The sequence below is a fragment of the Natronosporangium hydrolyticum genome, from assembly GCF_016925615.1.
Taxonomy (GTDB): domain Bacteria; phylum Actinomycetota; class Actinomycetes; order Mycobacteriales; family Micromonosporaceae; genus Natronosporangium; species Natronosporangium hydrolyticum.
This window is the reverse complement of record NZ_CP070499.1, coordinates 2,444,737-2,461,889: the sequence shown is the minus strand read 5'-3', so window position 1 is coordinate 2,461,889 and position 17,153 is coordinate 2,444,737. Positions and strand designations below refer to the sequence as shown.

Genomic DNA, 17,153 nt, shown 5'->3' with positions numbered 1-17,153 from the left:
AGCCCCGGAAAGCCGGTCTTTCAACTGGTGAAAGACCGGCTTGGTCCGCTTTAGTTGATCTTGTCGTGGGAGAGGGAGAGTGCACAGGCCCTGTTGCGTGGCCTACGAGAGCTGCAAGCACAAACGGTGCAGCGTCGGCCGAGTACCGGCACCGCGTTGGGAGACGGATCCGTCGGGGCCTCCACCAGACAGCGTCGGGAACTACCAGGGTACGTCGACTATTCGACGACCGTCGATCGCATTACTGCCACCCGGTGTGGCGGCGACAGCCGCCGGCGCACTGCACCGTTTGTGCTCGCAGCTCTCGTAGGCCAGGCAGCGGAGCCGGCATCCACCTACCCTCCACCTCGACGTGCCCGACCAGGGTGGCCGCTACGGCCCCGGTGATCAAATGCCCGCCAGCTGTAGGACACACCGCGTGTCGTACAGCTGACGGGCATTTGATCTTGCGGGTTACCAGCGGCGCGGGCGCCTGGCAGTGCCGACGGCGTCAGGGCTTACGCGCGACCGCCCCGTAGGCATCGGTCCGCTCGGCGTCCGCCTCATCCGGACGCCACTGGGTGATCGGCACAAGCCCCGGCTCGACCTGCTCGAGACCCTCGAAGCACTCGGCGAGCTCCGCCGGGCTGCGCAGAATGTAGGGAACACCGCCGCTCTCCGCCAGCGTCTCGGCGCCCTGCACCACCTCCGGGCTGGTGTCGGTGCCGTCCCACAGCACCAGATAGCTGCCGGTCGGGGCGCTGCCGATCATCCGGCCCACGATGGAGCGTACAACCGCAAGATCGGGCTCGTAGCCCATGACGCCCATGAACAGCACAGCGATCGGCTGCTGGAAGTCCAACGCCGCCCTCGCCTCGGTAAGGATCTGCTCCGGGTCGTGGTAGTCAGCGTCCACGTAGGTGATGTTCCCGCGAGACTCGGAGGTGGTCAGCAGCGCGTGCGCGTGGACCAGCACCAACGGGTCGTTGTCGACGTAGACGATCTTGGACTCGGGCGCGACCTGCTGGGCCACCTCGTGAGTGTTCTGCATCGTGGGCAGACCCGTCCCGACATCGATGAACTGCCGGATCCCCGCCTCCGCGGCCAAATATCGCACAACGCGGATAAGAAACCGCCGGGACTGCCGCGCCATGATGGCGATCTCCGGATAGACCCCGACCACCGCATCCCCGGCGTCCCGATCGGCCTGGAAGTTGTCCTTGCCGTCCATCCAGTAGTTCCACATCCGCGCCGCGTGTGGCACATCGACCTGAAGCTTTGCGGCGAGCTCGGGATCCTGCTCGGGCATGACGAGTGCTCCTGTCGTGGAGGGGCGGCCAGGCGACGCCGGCACCGCAACAGAGCCGGGCCGGAGGAACCGGATTCTATCGCGACCGATGGTCAACCCGCCGGCTCGTCACCTCGGATACGGGCATGCAGGTGCATGTCATGTCGACCGTCGGCGTGGACGGCAACGCTGCGCTTGATGCCCTCCAGCCGGAAGCCGGCCTTCGTCGCGACCCGGCAGGACGCGACATTCTCAAGGCCGGTGCGTCTTTGGGCTCCCAGGGGCGCAGCACTAGGCCCCCTGGCACGGAGAGGATCGGTTGTGGGCCGGCGGCGAGGGTTCCCGCGGGGATCGTGGGCGGCGTCGAACGGTCTCCGGTCATGCCGCCATCCTCTCCCCCGTTCCGGAGGTAGCGACGCCTGCTCCGACCTGCGCCACTGCACCCCGAACGAAAGATGGCACCCAACACGGTGCCAGCCTGAGCCAAATACACTTGTGATGGCGCCAATCTTGTGCCATTCTGGCACCATGGACCTGACCAAGCATGTGAACAACCTCGGGCGGGAGTTCGCCACGCTCGCCGAAGCCGGCGGCGAGGACGCACGGGCGCTGGTCGAGCGGCTGACCGGGGCGCTCGAGTCGGCGATCCGGATGGCGCTGCTGGAAGCGCTGTCGACCGCCGCCGACGAGATCACCCAGGACCTGGCCCCAGGCTCGGTGGAGCTGCGGCTGCACGGACGCGATCCGAGCTTCGTGGTGACGGCGCCGCCCACCGAACCATCCGAAGTTGAGGAGCCGGCAACGACTGCCGCGGCACCGGACAACGAACCCCTGATCACCGAGGACGGCCCCGCCGCCCGCATCAACGTACGCATGCCTGAGCAGCTCAAGACCGCGATCGAGGAGGCAGCGGCGAAGGAAGGACGCTCGGTCAACGCCTGGCTGGTCCGCGCCGCCACCACTTCCCTGCAGCGTCCCGCAGGCGGCGCTCGTCCCGAGCCCCGCGGCAGCGGGAAACGAGGCAGACAACACTTCACCGGCTGGGTGCGCTAGCCGCACCGGCCACTCGGCTCACCAACCACCACGCCCCCGGCCTGCGGGGACGGCTGACTACCCATTTTGTGGAGACAACCATGCCAAAATTCGAGACACCCGAACCGATCTCAGTCACGCTGGAACTCGGCGTCGCCCAGGTACGGGTCGCGGCGAGCCCACGAGCCGACACCGTGGTCGAGGTCCACCCGAGTGACGAAGCTGACGAGTCCGATGTCAAGGCCGCGGCACAGATCGACGTCGACTACACCAACGGCGTACTGCGGGTGACTGGCCCGAAGCGCCACTTCGACTTCTCCAGGAAGAGCAGATCGGTCGAGGTCTCCATCGAACTACCGGTCGATTCCCAGCTCTCCGCCCACCTGCTGCAGGGCGACCTGCGCTGCGCCGGCCGGCTCGGGCAGTGCCAACTCAAGACCACCGGCAACATCTGGCTCGAACAGACCGGTCCGCTGCGCGTACACACCGGGGCCGGTCACATCACCGCTGACCGCATCGCCGGCAGCGCCGAGGTCTCCACCGGCACCGGCTCGATCCAGATCGGAGAGGTCGACGGCGCCGCGGCGGTCAAGAACTCCAACGGCCCCACCACCATCGACGCGGTCACCGGCGACGCCCGGGTACGCGCGGCCAACGGCGACATCCACGTCGAGCGCGCCGGCGCCGGCGTCGACGCGAAGACATCCGCCGGCGGCATCCGGCTCGGCGAGGCGGTCCGCGGCGTCGTGGTGCTCGCCACCGCCGCCGGTGACCTGGAGATCGGCGTCGCCGAGGGCACCGCCGCCTTCCTCGCGGTCAACACCAGCTACGGGCTCGTCCGCAACCAGTTGGCGGACACCGCCGGTCCCGACGATGCCGCCGAGACCGTCGAGGTGCGCGGCCGCACCGCCTGCGGGGACATCACCATCCGCCGTTCCTGACCCACCGCCCGCCCATTGAAAGGTGAAGCATGCCCAGTACACAGGCCCGGCCGGCGATCGCCGTGACCGGACTCCGGAAATCCTTCGGCGACCAGGTCGTCCTCGCCGGTCTCGACCTGACCGTGCCGCAGGGGACGGTCTTCTCGCTGCTCGGCGCGAACGGCGCCGGCAAGACCACCGCCGTCAAGATTCTGTCTACCCTGCTCAAGGCCGACGCTGGTGAGGTCCGGGTCGCCGGGCACGACCTGACCCGCGAGCCGGATGCGGTGCGCGCCGCGATCGGGGTGACCGGCCAGTTCTCCGCAGTGGACAATCTGCTGACCGGCGGGGAGAACCTGCTGCTGATGGCCGACCTCCACCACCTCCCCCGCGGCCACCGCCGGCGCCGCACCGCCCAGCTTCTTGACCAGTTCGGACTCACCGAGGCCGGCGGCAAGCCGGCGTCCACCTACTCCGGAGGCATGCGGCGACGGCTCGATCTGGCGATGACCCTGGTCGGCAGCCCGCAGGTGATCTTCCTGGACGAACCCACCACCGGGCTGGACCCGCGCAGCCGCCGAGACATGTGGCAGATCGTCCGGGAGCTGGTGGCTAGCGGCGTCACCATCTTTCTGACCACTCAATACCTGGAAGAGGCCGACGAGCTCGCCGACCGGATCGCGGTGCTCGATAATGGACGTGTGGTCGCCGAGGGCACTGCGGAAGAGTTGAAGCGCCGCATCCCTGGTGGGCACGTGCGCCTGCACTTCGCGGTCTCGCCGCACCTCGACGCGGCCCTGGGGGTCCTGCCGCAGGCATCGCGCGAGCCCGACGCGCTCGCCCTGCGGGTGCCCAGCGACGGCAGCCTGCGGTCGCTGAAGGCGCTGATCGGCCAGCTCGACGACCACTCGGTCGAGGTCGACGAACTCTCCGTACACACCCCCGATCTGGACGATGTCTTCCTCGCACTCACCGGCGCCCCTCGCCACGAAGAGGTGACCACCCGATGACCGCTTCTGCCATCATCGCCCCGGCCCCGACCAACCTGCGGTTCCATCCGGTACGCGACTCGGTGACGATGTTGCGTCGCAACCTCAAGCGGATGCTGCGATATCCGTCGATGACTATCATGCTGGTGGGGATGCCCGTCGTCTTCCTGTTGCTCTTCGTCTACGTCTTCGGCGGCACGCTGGGCGCCGGACTCGACGGGAGCGCACCCGGCGGCCGTGCCGAGTACGTCAACTACGTGGCGCCTGCGATCATCCTGATGACCGTCATGGCGACCGTGCAGGGCACTGCGATCTCGGTCGCCATAGACCTGACCGAAGGCATCATCGCCCGGTTCCGCACCATGCACATCGCCCGGGTCTCGGTGCTGACCGGGCACGTCGTGGGCAGCATCATCCAGGCGACCTTCGCCCTCGCCTTCGTGATCGTCGTGGCGCTGCTGGTCGGCTTCCGGCCCGCGGCCGGACCGGTCGAGTGGCTGGTCACCGCGGGCTTCCTGCTGGCGGTGACGGTCGCCTTCGTCTGGCTCTCCGTCGCGCTCGGTCAGGTGAGCGGTAGCGTGGAGACCGCAAGCAACCTGCCGATGCCGCTGCTGTTGCTGCCCTTCGTCAGCAGCGGGTTCGTCCCGACCGACTCGCTACCGGCCGGCCTGCGCTGGTTCGCCGAGTTCCAGCCGTTCACGCCGATCATCGAAACCCTTCGCGGCCTGCTCATGGGGCAGCCGATCGGCAACAACGCATGGCTCGCGCTCGGCTGGTGCGCCGCCATCACGCTCGGCGGTTACCTCTGGTCGAAGCGACTGTTCAGCCGAGTCTCCGCTCGCTGAACCGAGCCATCATCCGCCGGGGTAGGGCAGGCAACCACCACCTGCCCTACCCTTGGCGGTATGGCATCGACATCGGACAGGGCGACGATCGACGCGGTCGCCTCCGACCTCGACGACGAACTGATTGCGCTGCGCCGCGACATTCACCGCTGGCCCGAGCTGGCCGGCGGCGAACGGCGTACCGCGGCGCTGGTCGCCGAACGGCTGCGGGCGGCAGGGCTGACGGTCTCGACCGGTGTCGGCGGGCACGGGGTGGTGGCGGCGGTCGACGGGGTTGCCGACGGGCCCACCATCGCCTACCGGGCCGACCTGGACGCCGTCGCCGGCGACGAGGAGTTCGACAGCGAGTTCGCCTCGCAGGTGCCCGGTGCCGCACACCTGTGCGGTCACGACATCCACACCACCGTCGGGGTGGGCATCGCCCAGGTGCTCGCGAAGGTACGGCATCGACTCCAGGGTCGAGTGGTCTTCATCTTTCAGCCAGCCGAGGAGACCCTTGAGGGCGCTCAGGCCATGCTCGCCGATGGTGTCCTCGCCCGGGCAGAGCCGCACGAAATCTACGCGCTGCACTGCGCCCCGCTGCCGGTCGGCACGTTCGCGGTGATGCCCGGCTCCGGACAGCCGGGGCTGGACCGCTGCCACATCGCGCTCGCCGGTCCGCACGCCGAGGCGGAGGGTGCCCGCCTGCGCGCCGAGATCGAGGCGTGGGCGACGGTGGCGTACCCGCGCACGCCCGAGGAGTCACAGCAGCTCTTCACCGACCTGCAGACGCCCGACGGTCCGCTGGCGCGGTTCGTTTTCGTCCACTCCGACCTCACCACCGACGACCAGCAGGCCGAGCTGCGGGTCAACCTGCGGGCATGGCCAGACGACCGCTACCCGCAGCTCCGGGCCGACCTGCGGCGACTGGTGGCGCCGGTCGCCGGCGCCCGGATCGACTTTCCCGAATGCCCTTTCCCCGCCATGGTCTGCTCCCCGGAGCTGAGCGAGGCGGCGGCAACCTACCTGCGCGACACGTTCGGGTCGGCGGCCGTTGTTGTCCTGCACGCCGCGTTCCCGTTCAACGGCGAAGACTTCGGGCTCTTCCTCCAGCACGTTCCAGGCGCGATGATCCTCCTTGGCGGGGCCGAGCCGGCGACCGGCCACAACGGCGCGCCGCACACGCCCGACTTCGCCGCCGACGAACGGGCGATCGGCGTCGGGGTCCGGGCCATCGCCGGTCTGCTGTCGAACCGGCTCGCAGTCCTGCCCGCTAGCGGTGCGATCCCCGGATGAATTGGTCGACGGCGGTCGCGACGAGTCCGTCGAGCAGGTCCGGCGCCACCAGGGCACCGTTGCTCAGCGCGGCGATGCCTTGCAAGGTCGCGAAGAGCACGATCCCAACTCGCGCCGGGTCGCCGCGCTCCAGCGCACCCTCCGCCTGCCCCTGCACAATCAAGTCGTTCATCAGCCAGCGCCTGCCGGTCCGGGAGGGCCTGGCGAGCACCAATCTGCTGGGCCACCTAGACCACACTCCGTCACTGTGGCACCGGCTACAACGGTTCTTCCTGAGCCGCTTTGCCCAGAGCGAAGCGGATGGCGCACTGCCCGATAACAGGACGGCGATCGCACCGCCGTTGTCGGTGGTGGCGCGTAGCTTCGAAGTCATGTCGTACACATTCCAGGTGACCGTCGACGCGGCGGAGCCGCATGTCCTCGCCGATTGGTGGGCGGAGACCCTCGACTGGCAGGTGGAGCCCAGCAACGAAGATTTCATCCGCGACATGATCGCCAAGGGCTACGCGACCGAGGAGGACACCATCCGCCATCGCGGCGCCCTCGTGTGGAAGGAAGGCACCGCGATCCGCCACCCCGATGGGCTGGAGCGTGCCCCACGGCTGCTGTTCCAGCTGGTACCGGAGGCGAAGACGGTCAAGAACCGAATGCACCTCGACGTTCTCGTCGGCGACACCGGGATCGCGGCGGCGACCGAGCGGCTCACCGCCAGGGGCGCCACCTTCTTGCACCATGGCCGCCAAGGCCCCCACACTTGGGTAACTATGGCCGACCCGGAGGGCAACGAGTTCTGCGTCGCCGCCGACTGACTCCCAGCGGCTGCGGTCAGCCGCTACAGCTCACCCCCGGTTGGAGGAGCGGGCCGGTGGCGCCCGCTTCAACGACTTGATCAACTTTACGTCTCCGCAGTTCGGGTGGGTTACCCGCCGCGTTTGCTCTGCGTACGTATACGCCTGCGCTGGTGTTTAGGAAGGGTTGTGAGCAGCGCAAAGGCGGCTACCACCGCCGCTGCGCTGCTACCCAGGCTGCCGGCGGCGGCGCAGCCGACTGTCGGCGGCCTGCGTGACCCGCCGACACCAGCAGTCGCTGCGAATCGAACAGCGCATTTCCGGCATGGTTGGGCAGGACGCCGCTCCACTCGTTCAGCAAGTCGAGCGCCGGGGTTCGGACCGCTTACCTCGCTCGACTGAGACGAAAGAGGGCCTACGATGGCCGTTACTTGGTCGCCCGAGCAGCACGAAACGGGCATAGCTGAACATAGTCGGGTCGCGGGGTCAAGATCACTAGGACTCTGCAGGCTCCTTATGCCCTCTTTCATCCGCCTACGGGTGCCCGCGCCAGCGAGCATGTATCTCTTGGTGGGGTGACTGGTGACCGATTTGCCAGGCTGAAACCATTTTGTCGCTCTAGTTGATCACCACTCAACCCACCAAGCGGGCCGACGGCGCTCCCGCCGGGTTGACCATGAGGTTTGGGGCGGGATTCAGCCCCAATCATGTACCTAAGTTCATGATCAACGCGGCGACCCAACGCGGCGGCCCCGTGGGGCCTGGGGCGGGGTCAGGCGTCGCCCGCGAGCGAACCGGTCAGGTCTTCCTCGCTGGAGAACAGGTAGCAACGGAAACCGCGATCGCCGTTGTCCCAGTCTTCGTCGCTGATGTGGTCGAAGATCGTACCTAAGGGAGTGCTCGGCGGGTCACCGACGAAGTCGCGCGCCACCTCGCTGCAGCCACGGTGGACCCGGTCGTAGTCGGCCTGGCGGTCCGGATACCGGGGCTGGTCGCTGTGCCATACGCCCACGAACTCCGCCTGATGGGGCTCTGCGCAGTCCACCGAGTCCATCGTCTCGACCTCGCCGGTGTCGGCCAGGGTCACCGTGTAGCACCCCAGCGTCAGCTTGGACGGGCCGGCGGCGAGCGCACCGCGCAGGCTCTCCGGCCAGAGCGGGGTCGCGGCGTTGGATCGCAGCTCCATCAGGTCGCACCGGAACCAGCGGGCGCCGCCGTCCCAGGCGGCGGCGGTCGGCACGCCCACCCCGAGCCACAGCCGCCCGTGCCGGAAGTCCGCCCCGAGATACTCCGCAGCCCCGTCCTCGCACTCCGCGTAGGTGTCGCGCCATGCGGGCGTGTCCTGGCGCGGCGGCGAGTCCCGCTCGGCGGTCTCCCCCGCGAAGGTGCCGACGTACGCGGTCTCTAACCGGTGCGGCTCGGTGCACTCCCGCGGCTGGTAGTAGATGCCCAGCGCAACGGTGGCCCGATAGTCGCCGTTGTGGCAGGCGCCGACCTCGGGACGCATCTGGGTGAGCTCCCCGAAGTCCGCCCAGTCGCCGGTCAGGTCACCATCCACAGGTGAGGGCGTGCATCCGCTGACCGCAAGAGCCGCGGTCGCGACGGTTGCGGCGACCACGCCGCGGAGCCAGCTGTGCATCTCCCTCCCTCCCGGGTGGACACCCTACCGGAGGGGGCCGGCCGCCGCGACCTGACCGAGTGGTGCCGGTCAGCCCTTGAGGCCGGTGTGCGACAGGCCCTCGATGAATTGCCGCTGCGCGAGCACGAAGACGATCAACACCGGGATCGCGGTCATCGACGCCGCCGCCAGCTGGACGTTCCACATCGGTCCACCGTAGGCGTCGACGAAGAGCGTCAGCGCCTGCGGCAGCGTGAAGTTGCTCGGTGTGGAGAGGAACACGATCGGTTCCAGGTAGAGGTTCCAGCTGTGCAGGAAGGTGAAGATGGCGACCGCGCCGAGCGCCGGCCGGGCCAGCGGCAGGGCGATCCGCCAGTAGATCGCGAACCGCCCCAGCCCGTCGACCCGGGCCGCCTCCTCCAGTTCCCCGGGTAGGGCCAGGAAGAACTGCCGCATGATGAAGGTGGCGAGGACGCTCGGCGCACCGAAGATCGGCACCAGGATCAGCGGCCAGTGAGTGTCGATCATGCCGAGCCGGTTGAACATCTGGAACAGCGGCACGATCGTCACCTCGCTCGGCACCAGCAGCCCGGTGAGCACCACCAGGAAGAGCAGGTTCGCGCCGGGAAACCGGATCCGGGCGAAGGCGTACCCGGCGAGGGAGGAGATCCCGAGCGTGCCGGCGGTGACCAGCAGCGCGATGTAGGCGCTGTTGAAGTACTGCCGTAGGAACGGCTGCATCTCGAAGACCTGCGGGTACGCGTCGAGCTGCGGCGAGGTCGGCAGCAGCGACGGCGGGTAGGAGAAGATCTCGCCGATCGGCTTGAACGACGAGGTGACCATCCACCAGGTCGGGAAGACGAACGGGATCATGAGGACTAGCAGCAGCGCGTAGACCGCCAGCTTCGCCCGGGGAGACAGCTTGTCGTTCATGAAAGCTCACCGTTCATGGAAGACCCACCGCTTGCGCATCTGCCACTGCACCACGGTCAGCGCCAGCACGATCAGGAACAGCAGCACCGACAGGGTGGCGCCGTAGCCGAACTGGTGGAACTGGAAGGCCTGTTGGTAGAGGTAGTAGACGAGCACCGTGGTGGAGTTGCCGGGCCCGCCCTGGGTGAGCACCGCGATCTGGGCGAACACCTGCAGCGAACCCACCACCGTGATGATCGAGGTGAGCAGGATGGTGGGGCTGATCATCGGCACGGTGATCCGCCAGAACTGCCGCCAGCGGCTGGCGCCGTCGACCGTGGCCGCCTCGTAGAGGTCCCGCGGCACGCCCTGCAGCGCCGCCAGGAACAGCACCAGGTTGAGGCCGACGTTCTTGAACACCTGCACCACGATCACCGAGAGCATGGCGGTGCCGCCGCTGCGCAGCCAGTTCGGCCCGTCGACGCCGATGCTGTCGAGTAGCCCGTTGATGCCACCGTTGTCCTGCAGCAGGAACCGCCACACGATGGTCCAGGCCACCAGTGACACCACCACCGGTGAGAAGAACAGCGTCCGGAACACGACGGTGCCGCGTAGCCGCTGGTTGAGCAGCACCGCCAGCAGCAGCGCCAGGGTGAGGTTCAGGATCACTAGGCCGACCGAGAAGAGGCCGGTGGCCCGGAGCACCCCGGGCAGGTTCGGATCGTCGCGCAGCCGCTGGTAGTTGTCACCGCCGACGAAGTCGAAGGTGCCGGCTAGCACGTTCCACTCGTGCATGCTGTACCAGACCACCAGGATCAGCGGCACGAACACGAAGATCACGAACCCGAGCAGCTGCGGCGTGATCATCAGGTATCCGGCGAGCTGGTCGCGGCGGCGGGTGGTCCAGAACCGGCTGCGGGGTGGGGGCGGGCTGGTGGACCGGGCCGGGGCCCGGTCCACCTGCTGCGGCGTAGTCACCGTCTGATCACCCGGCGAGCAGTGGGTCGATGGCTTCGCAGACGCTGTCGAGGACGGCCGGGATGTCGGCGTTGGGCAGCCACAGGTCGTCCAGCTCGGCCCGGATGATCTGGTTCAGTTCGGCTTGGCTGGTGTTGCTGGGCTTGACGACGCCGGTGGAGATGCCGTCGATCACCACGTCCTGCAGCTGCTCGGCGCTGAGCAGCGGGTTGGTCTGGGCGAGCGTGTCGGCGGTGAGCTGGGACTGCCGCGGCGGCGGGAAGTACTGTGCCAGCTTCGCCGAGTTCTCCGGGTTGGTCATGAAGGCCAGGAAGTCGGTGGCGGCCTGCGGGTTCTCGCTCTGGGTGAGCACGCCGAGCCCGGCCTGGCCGATCACCGCGTACTCCCCCGCCGGACCGGCCGGCAGCGGCACCAGATCCCAGTCGAACCCGTCCTCGTCCAGCAGCGACGCCCGGGAGATCTGGGTGACTGTGTACGCAGCCTCACCGGCGAAGAAGTCCGCGCTGGTGCCCGGGCCGGGCATCGCCTGCCGGGTGAAGATGGCGTCGTGCAGGAAGGTCATCGACTCGACCATCTCCGGCTGCGCGAAGCCGCAGGTGCTGCCGTCGTCGCTCCAGGCTTGGGCGCCCCAGCCGGTCCACTGGGTGGAGAGGTAGTCCCAGCCGGTGTAGTCGAAGTCGCGGATCACCATGCCGGCCGCGCCGGTCTGCTCCCCGACCGCTTCGGACGCGTCGATCACCGTGTCCCAGTCCCACTCGCCAGCGGCGATCATCTCGGCGGGGGCGCCCTGCCCGGCCTCGTCGAGCAGGTCCAGGTTGGCGAAGACCCCGAACGGCGAGGTGGAGAACGGGTACGCGTACAGGGTGCCCTCGTCGCGCCACAGGTCGGTGGTGGCGGGCACCAGGTCGTCGTACTCGTACCCGTCGGCGTCGCCGAGGGCGTCGTCGAGCGGGACCAGCGCGCCGGAGGTGACGAAGTCGGGGGCGTTGCTCTCGAAGATCCAGGCCAGGTCGGGCGGGTTGCCGCCGGCGATCTGGGTGGTGAGGGCGGTGGTGTACGTCTCGAACGGCAACGGGTCGAAGGCGATCTCGGTGACGTCCGGGTTGTCGGCCATATATTCGTCGGCGATCGCGTTGAACAGCGCCAGGTGGTCGTCGTTCGCCGACCAGACGGTCATCCGCAACGAGATCGGGCCCGTCGTCTCCTCGCTGTCCCCGCCGCAGGCGGCCAGCCCGGCGGCGCCGAGCGCGCCGGCCAGGCCGACGGCTAACGAGCGCCGGATCATGCGTACTCTCATGGTCTTCTCTCCTCAGTAACCGGACACATCGGGCCAGTGCAGCGCTACGCCGGCGCTGGCCAGCTGGTCCTGGAAGTCGGCCAGCAGGCCGGGGGTGTTGCGTACCGCGCGCGGCGGCACGCCGTGTGCCAGGCAGAAGTCGGCCAGCGCGCCGGCGACCTCGCCGATGTTCCACTCGACCGGGTGCAGCCGGTAGGCACCGTTGGTGATGTGGGTGGTGCCGATGTTCTTGCCGGCGGGTAGGAGGTTGTCCATCCGCTGGCAGATCAGGGCGCCCAGCGGTAGCTCGAACGGGCAGCAGCCGACGTCCAGGTAGTTGTCGCCGCCGGTGCTGGGGTGCAGGTCGATCCGGTACATGCCGACGCCGACCGAGTCGGGGTAGCGCACCGCACCGTGGTCGCCGCGGACGGCCAGCGAGAGGTCCTGTTCAACCACTGTGTACTCGGCGGCGATCCGGCGGGATTCCCGGATGTACGGCGCCTGAGCCAGCCCTTCCGGGTTGCCGGTGATGTCGCCGCGGAGCCGCAGCCCGGGCCACCCGGCGCCACCGTCGGGGCGCGGCGCCTCGGTCTGTAGCCAGTAGAGCACCGAGTAGGACAGCTCCCGGGCCCCGGCGTAATGCTTCGCCGCGTCCGGGTTGTCGATGACCGTACCCTCCAGGTAGTCGATCATCGGCCAGTTGACCAGCGTGATGTCGCTGGCGTAGGCGCCGTCGACGAAGTTGCGGCGGGCCGCGATCCGCCGGAAGGTCCACAGGTTCCGGTCGCCGCCGGAGAGTCGCTGGTCGGCGACGACCGCCAGCGGGTCGTCGTCGGGGTTGGGGGTGAAGCTGCGCTCGGCGGTCGTCAGCGTGCGCGGGTCCGGCGCCCGGAATCCCAGCAGCGGACCGCCCCAGAACGAAGGTTCGTAGCTGCGCCAGAAGTCGTAACTCTTCGGCCGGTCGATGGTGTGGTCGCCGGCCACGTGGTCGATCGCGAAGCAGACCGAGACCGCCTGCATGTTGTCGGGCTGGGCGGTGGCCGAACCGCTGGGCTCACCGGTGACGTCGCGGGATTCGAACCCGGTGACATATTCAGCCCCGGACAGCGGCAGCAGCTCCCCGGTCTCGGTGGCGTCCAGCACATACGGGGCGGCGACGGTCACCGGCTCACCGGTGTCACGATGACGCAGCTCGACCGCGGTCACCTGGTCGCCGTCGGTCTCGACCGCCGCGACCCGGTAGGGCTGCAGGACGGTCAGCTTGCCGCTGCCCCGGTACGGCGCCAGCATCGACTCGATCACCGCCACCGCCACCCGGGGTTCGTGGCAGAGTCGGCTGACGTGGCCGGCGCCCGGATTCAGCTGCCGCCACGCCCGGGAACGTTCGGTCAGCGGGTAGTGCCGCCGGTAGTACTCCCGGATGCCGTCCCGGAGCTCCCGGTAGCTCCCGGTGCACCCGAACTGCTCGATCCACGAGTGCTCGTCCGGTGGGACCGCCTGACTAGTGAGTTGGCCGCCGAGCCAGTCGTACTCCTCGGTCAGCACCACCCGGCGGCCGGCCCGCAGCGCTGCCAACGCCGCCGCCACGCCACCCAGGCCGCCGCCGACGACCAGTACTTCTGTCTCCACCACTATGGTTTCCTCTCTCTGTGTTCAGGCCCCGGCCGGGGGCGCCAACGTGGCGCCGTCGACCAGCTCGCACGGCAGCAACTGCTGGCGGGCACCGGGGTCGGCCCCGCCCTCCACCAGGTCGGTGAGCAGCTCCACCGCCCGCCACCCCATCTCCTGCCGGGGGATCCGGAAGCCGGTGAAGGCGAGGTCGGTGTCGGCGGACCGGGTTGGGTGGCCCATCGCGACCAGCGACAGGGCGCCGGGCACCGGGACGCCCCGGAGCCGGGCCGCGTCGGCCAGCGCCACGCCGTCGGCGTACTCCTCCAGGAAGACGGCGGTCACGCCGGCGGCGAGTAGCGCGTCCAGCACCTCAGCCGCTGGCCGGCCACCGACCGGCTGCCGCTGGCCGGCGACGCCGGCGGCCGCGACCGCCTCAGTGAAGCCGGTCATCCGATCCACATACGACTCCGGGCCGGCGCCCTCCCCGAGGTACGCCAGCCGTTGGTGACCGGCCGCGACCGCGCGCCGGACCAGCTCCCCGACCGCGGCGGCGTAGTCGGCCGCCACGTACGGCACCGGCCCACCGGCGTCGTCGCGGCGCCCGACGGACACGAACGGCTGCCCCTCCGACACCAGACGGCTAAGGTCGCCCCGGTCGAGCTGCCGACCGAGCAGGATGCATCCGTCGGCCAGCCGCAACCGGTTGCCGTCCTGATAGATCCGGCGCCGACCGCCCACCGCCGGGGCGCTGGTGAACAGCAACAGGTCGCAGCCGAGCCGCTCGGCGCACTCCTCGATGCCGACCAGGAACGGGTGGTAGAAGTCGGCGGTGCTGCTGGGGAACATTGGTTCGTAGGTGAAGACTCCGAGGATCCGGTTGCGCCGTTCGGCGAGCCGCCGAGCGATCGGGTCGGCGACGTAGCCGGTCTCCCGGATGACCCGCAGCACTCGATCCCGGGTCTGGACCGGGATCCGGGCGGTGTCGTCGGCGCGGTTGTTCAGGACGAGCGACACAGTGGTCTGACTGACCCCGGCCAGGCGCGCGATGTCGCGCTGGGTGATCCGCCGCGCCCGCTCGACCTCCGTCATGACCACTCCCGATAATGCGTATTACTGACCGGATGTGAGGAGATTGTTAGCCACTGGTTTCGGCCGTGTCAAGGCAGGGGCAACTGATAATCCGAATTATCAATCGCTTTGCCCGGCAACCCCCGCCGGCCGGGGGCTTGTGCGGGCCCGAAGCGGCGTCTAGTTTGTGCGTACCAGTCCCTGGTAATCCGTATTACTAACACTTTCAGTGCTGGCCTTCTTACCGGCCGCACCCACCCCCAACCTAAGGAGGTACGCGGATGAGACCACTCTTACGCCGCTGCGCCGTCCTCATCACCGCGGCCGCGCTCGCCGCCACCGGCGTCGGCGCACCTAGCCCGGCCGCGGCCGACGAACCGTTCCCCGACTTCGTCTTCCAGGGGATCATCACCGACAAAGCATCGATGATCTACAATCCGACCGACGAGTACATCTTCCCCAGCATCTTCCACGCCGGTGCCCACCTCGATGACCCGCTCGGCGAGTGGTATCTCTACCTGGCGCCCCACGACCCGCCCGCCGGCATCATGCTCATGTATTCGGACTCACTGGACGGTCCCTGGACCGAGTTCCCGGACAACCCCATCATCGCCACCGAATGGGAACCGCACTACTCGGTCTCGCACGTCTCGTCGCCGGACGCCCTCTGGCATGAGCAGACTGGCGAGGTCTTCCTCTACTTCCACGGCGAAAACTCGGAGACCCGCTACGCCACCAGCACCGACGGCGTCCACTTCGAATACGGCGACATCGCGGTGGACAACGGCATGGGCGGGCCGGGCGTCACCGAGAGCAGCTACGCGCGGGTCTTCGACCACCCAGACCCGGACTCCGAGTACGTCTACGGCATGCTCTACATGGCCAACTACAATGACGACCGCCGGCGGCTGCGGTACGCCGAGTCGTTCGACGGCATCGACTGGGACATCCGCCCAGATCCGGTGGTCGAGCCGGAGGACGGCGACAGCGGCAACGTATCGGGCGGCAACCTGTGGCAGTGGGGCGACCAGCTCTACATCATTTACCACAACTCCACCGGCAACGTGATGGCCCGGCCGGTCGATCCGACGCTCACCGAGGTCGGCCCTTCGGCACTACTGCACTCGTCCAGCGGCGTGGGTGAAGACGTCGGTCGGACCGCCGCTCCCGACATCGTCACCGAGGGCGAACACACGTACCTGTTCTACGAGGCCGGCCACCGGCTCGGCGCCACCATCGCGTACGCCAAGGCCGGCCCCGGGGTGGAGTTCCCCGACGGCCCGGAGCCGATCGACTGGCCGACCGACCCGGACAACCCGGTCTTCGAGCAGTGCGCGGCTCCCGGCTCCGACGAGTTCGACGGCGACACCGTCTCGGCCGACTGGGATCGGGTGGTTCGCGGCGAGGACGCCCGCCACCAGGTCGCCGACGGCGCCCTCACCATCCCCACCTACCTGGGTGGGGTGGCCGCGGCACCGCTGCTGCAGCAGGAGCTGCCCGAAGGCCCCTGGCAGGTCACCACGAAGCTGCACATCGAGGCGACGCAACGGTTCCAGCAGGGGGCCTGCTGCTCTACGGCACCGACGGCACCTACGGCAAGTTCGACCTGGTGCAGGCGACGCCCGGGCTACGGCTGGAGGTGGTCCAGGTGGTCGGGGCATCGAGTCGGCAGGACACCGTCGCCCCGGCAGTGGCCGGCGCCACCGATGTCTTGCTCCGGCTGACCAGCGACGGCAACACCGTCCAGCCCAGCGTCTCGTACGACGGCGGCAGCTTCGACGATGTCGGCCGCCCATTCGAGCTGCGGCACGGGTTCGACCACATTGGGCCGTTCGCGTTCCGCGGCGACGTCGGTGCTCCGGAGATCGACGCGACCTTCGACTGGTTCCGGTGGTCGCCCACTCCGGAAGAGTACGACGAATGCCTCGCCGGTCAGCTCCCGCCCGACGACGAGACCGCGCCGCCCGCGGCCGGGGTGCTCAGCTCCACCAGCGGCTGGGCCTACGGCCTCGCCGACGGCAACTATGAGCTGCGGATGAACCTCTGGTGGGGCAGCAACGCGACCCTGTTCCGGCTCTACGAGAACGACCAACTGCTCGCGACCGTACCGTTGACCGCGGCCACCCCCTCGGCCCAGTACGCCAGCGTGCCGATCACCGACCGGCCCAACGGCAGCTACACCTACCGGGGTGAGCTGGTGAACTCGCAGGGCACCACCGAGATTGGTCCGATCACCGTGGCGGTCACCGACGCCGCCCCGGCGACCCCGGTGCTCTCCCACAGTCGCCCGGACGCCGACGGCGCCACCACCGTCACCGCCAACCTGTGGTGGGGCACCAACGCCAGCCAGTGGCGGCTGCTGCGCGACGGTGAGGAGGTCGCCAGTGGTGACCTCACCGCTGACACCCCCGCGGCCCAACAGGTCGAGGTGCCGGTGACCGGCCTCGACGCCGGCCAAACCTTCGTCGTCGAGTTCAGCAACCACGCCGGGACTACCGAATCCGCACCACTGACCATCCACTGATACGACGAGGGCCCGGCCGACCAACCGGTCGGCCGGGCCCCTTCGTACGG

At 68.9% G+C, this 17,153-nt stretch carries 16 protein-coding genes; 8 read left to right on the top strand and 8 right to left on the bottom strand.

Features of this window, described 5'->3' with window-relative positions; all coding sequences use genetic code 11:
* Positions 1–490 precede the first annotated feature (490 nt).
* Entirely contained in the window at positions 491–1,288 is a 798-nt protein-coding gene (locus JQS43_RS10885) for an SAM-dependent methyltransferase (RefSeq protein WP_239678955.1), read from the bottom strand.
* Positions 1,289–1,795: 507 nt separating this feature from the next.
* Between JQS43_RS10885 and JQS43_RS10875 the strand changes: the two genes are divergently transcribed.
* From JQS43_RS10875 to JQS43_RS10855, 5 genes are all read left to right on the top strand, one after another.
* Complete coding sequence (locus tag JQS43_RS10875) at positions 1,796–2,320, top strand: Arc family DNA-binding protein (protein ID WP_239678954.1); 525 nt, start codon at positions 1,796–1,798, stop codon at positions 2,318–2,320.
* Positions 2,321–2,400: 80 nt separating this feature from the next.
* Positions 2,401–3,240: a DUF4097 family beta strand repeat-containing protein gene (locus JQS43_RS10870; RefSeq protein ID WP_239678953.1), complete on the top strand. Its 840-nt coding sequence runs from the start codon at positions 2,401–2,403 to the stop codon at positions 3,238–3,240.
* 29 nt (positions 3,241–3,269) lie between these two features.
* Positions 3,270–4,229 carry an ATP-binding cassette domain-containing protein gene (locus JQS43_RS10865; RefSeq protein ID WP_239678952.1) on the top strand — a complete coding sequence of 320 codons (960 nt, stop codon included), beginning with the start codon at positions 3,270–3,272 and terminating at the stop codon, positions 4,227–4,229.
* On the top strand, positions 4,226–5,053 hold the full coding sequence (locus JQS43_RS10860) for an ABC transporter permease (protein ID WP_239678951.1): 828 nt from the start codon (positions 4,226–4,228) through the stop codon (positions 5,051–5,053). The genes JQS43_RS10865 and JQS43_RS10860 overlap by 4 nt, the downstream gene beginning before the upstream one ends.
* Before the next feature lie 60 nt (positions 5,054–5,113).
* The gene (locus JQS43_RS10855; protein WP_239678950.1) at positions 5,114–6,328 is read left to right on the top strand and encodes a M20 metallopeptidase family protein; all 1,215 of its coding nucleotides are present in this window, start codon (positions 5,114–5,116) and stop codon (positions 6,326–6,328) included.
* Here JQS43_RS10855 and JQS43_RS10850 read toward each other — a convergent pair.
* Complete coding sequence (locus tag JQS43_RS10850; protein ID WP_239678949.1) at positions 6,306–6,500, bottom strand: hypothetical protein; 195 nt, start codon at positions 6,498–6,500, stop codon at positions 6,306–6,308. The genes JQS43_RS10855 and JQS43_RS10850 overlap by 23 nt on opposite strands.
* A gap of 199 nt (positions 6,501–6,699) precedes the next feature.
* Here JQS43_RS10850 and JQS43_RS10845 point away from each other — a divergent pair, with 199 nt between their 5' ends.
* The gene (locus JQS43_RS10845; protein WP_239678948.1) at positions 6,700–7,137 is read left to right on the top strand and encodes a VOC family protein; all 438 of its coding nucleotides are present in this window, start codon (positions 6,700–6,702) and stop codon (positions 7,135–7,137) included.
* 751 nt (positions 7,138–7,888) lie between these two features.
* Here the strand turns inward: JQS43_RS10845 and JQS43_RS10840 are convergent.
* The 6 genes from JQS43_RS10840 to JQS43_RS10815 form a co-directional block, all read right to left on the bottom strand.
* Positions 7,889–8,755, bottom strand: coding sequence for a septum formation family protein (locus JQS43_RS10840; RefSeq protein WP_239678947.1), 867 nt, complete (start codon positions 8,753–8,755; stop codon positions 7,889–7,891).
* A 69-nt stretch (positions 8,756–8,824) separates the two neighbouring features.
* Complete coding sequence (locus tag JQS43_RS10835; RefSeq protein WP_239678946.1) at positions 8,825–9,667, bottom strand: carbohydrate ABC transporter permease; 843 nt, start codon at positions 9,665–9,667, stop codon at positions 8,825–8,827.
* A gap of 6 nt (positions 9,668–9,673) precedes the next feature.
* Positions 9,674–10,624 carry a carbohydrate ABC transporter permease gene (locus JQS43_RS10830; protein WP_239678945.1) on the bottom strand — a complete coding sequence of 317 codons (951 nt, stop codon included), beginning with the start codon at positions 10,622–10,624 and terminating at the stop codon, positions 9,674–9,676.
* 7 nt (positions 10,625–10,631) lie between these two features.
* Positions 10,632–11,921, bottom strand: coding sequence for an ABC transporter substrate-binding protein (locus JQS43_RS10825; RefSeq protein WP_239678944.1), 1,290 nt, complete (start codon positions 11,919–11,921; stop codon positions 10,632–10,634).
* Between the two features lie 12 nt (positions 11,922–11,933).
* Positions 11,934–13,529, bottom strand: coding sequence for an FAD-dependent oxidoreductase (locus tag JQS43_RS10820; protein WP_239678943.1), 1,596 nt, complete (start codon positions 13,527–13,529; stop codon positions 11,934–11,936).
* 24 nt (positions 13,530–13,553) lie between these two features.
* Positions 13,554–14,600, bottom strand: coding sequence for a LacI family DNA-binding transcriptional regulator (locus JQS43_RS10815; protein WP_239678942.1), 1,047 nt, complete (start codon positions 14,598–14,600; stop codon positions 13,554–13,556).
* A 260-nt stretch (positions 14,601–14,860) separates the two neighbouring features.
* On the opposite strand from JQS43_RS10815, the gene JQS43_RS10810 reads away from it, so the two are divergent.
* Together JQS43_RS10810 and JQS43_RS10805 are read left to right on the top strand one after the other, a co-directional pair.
* Positions 14,861–16,303 carry a glycoside hydrolase family protein gene (locus tag JQS43_RS10810; RefSeq protein WP_239678941.1) on the top strand — a complete coding sequence of 481 codons (1,443 nt, stop codon included), beginning with the start codon at positions 14,861–14,863 and terminating at the stop codon, positions 16,301–16,303.
* The gene (locus tag JQS43_RS10805) at positions 16,228–17,103 is read left to right on the top strand and encodes a chitinase N-terminal domain-containing protein (RefSeq protein ID WP_239678940.1); all 876 of its coding nucleotides are present in this window, start codon (positions 16,228–16,230) and stop codon (positions 17,101–17,103) included. Before JQS43_RS10810 ends, JQS43_RS10805 begins: the two co-directional genes overlap by 76 nt.
* Positions 17,104–17,153 lie beyond the last annotated feature (50 nt).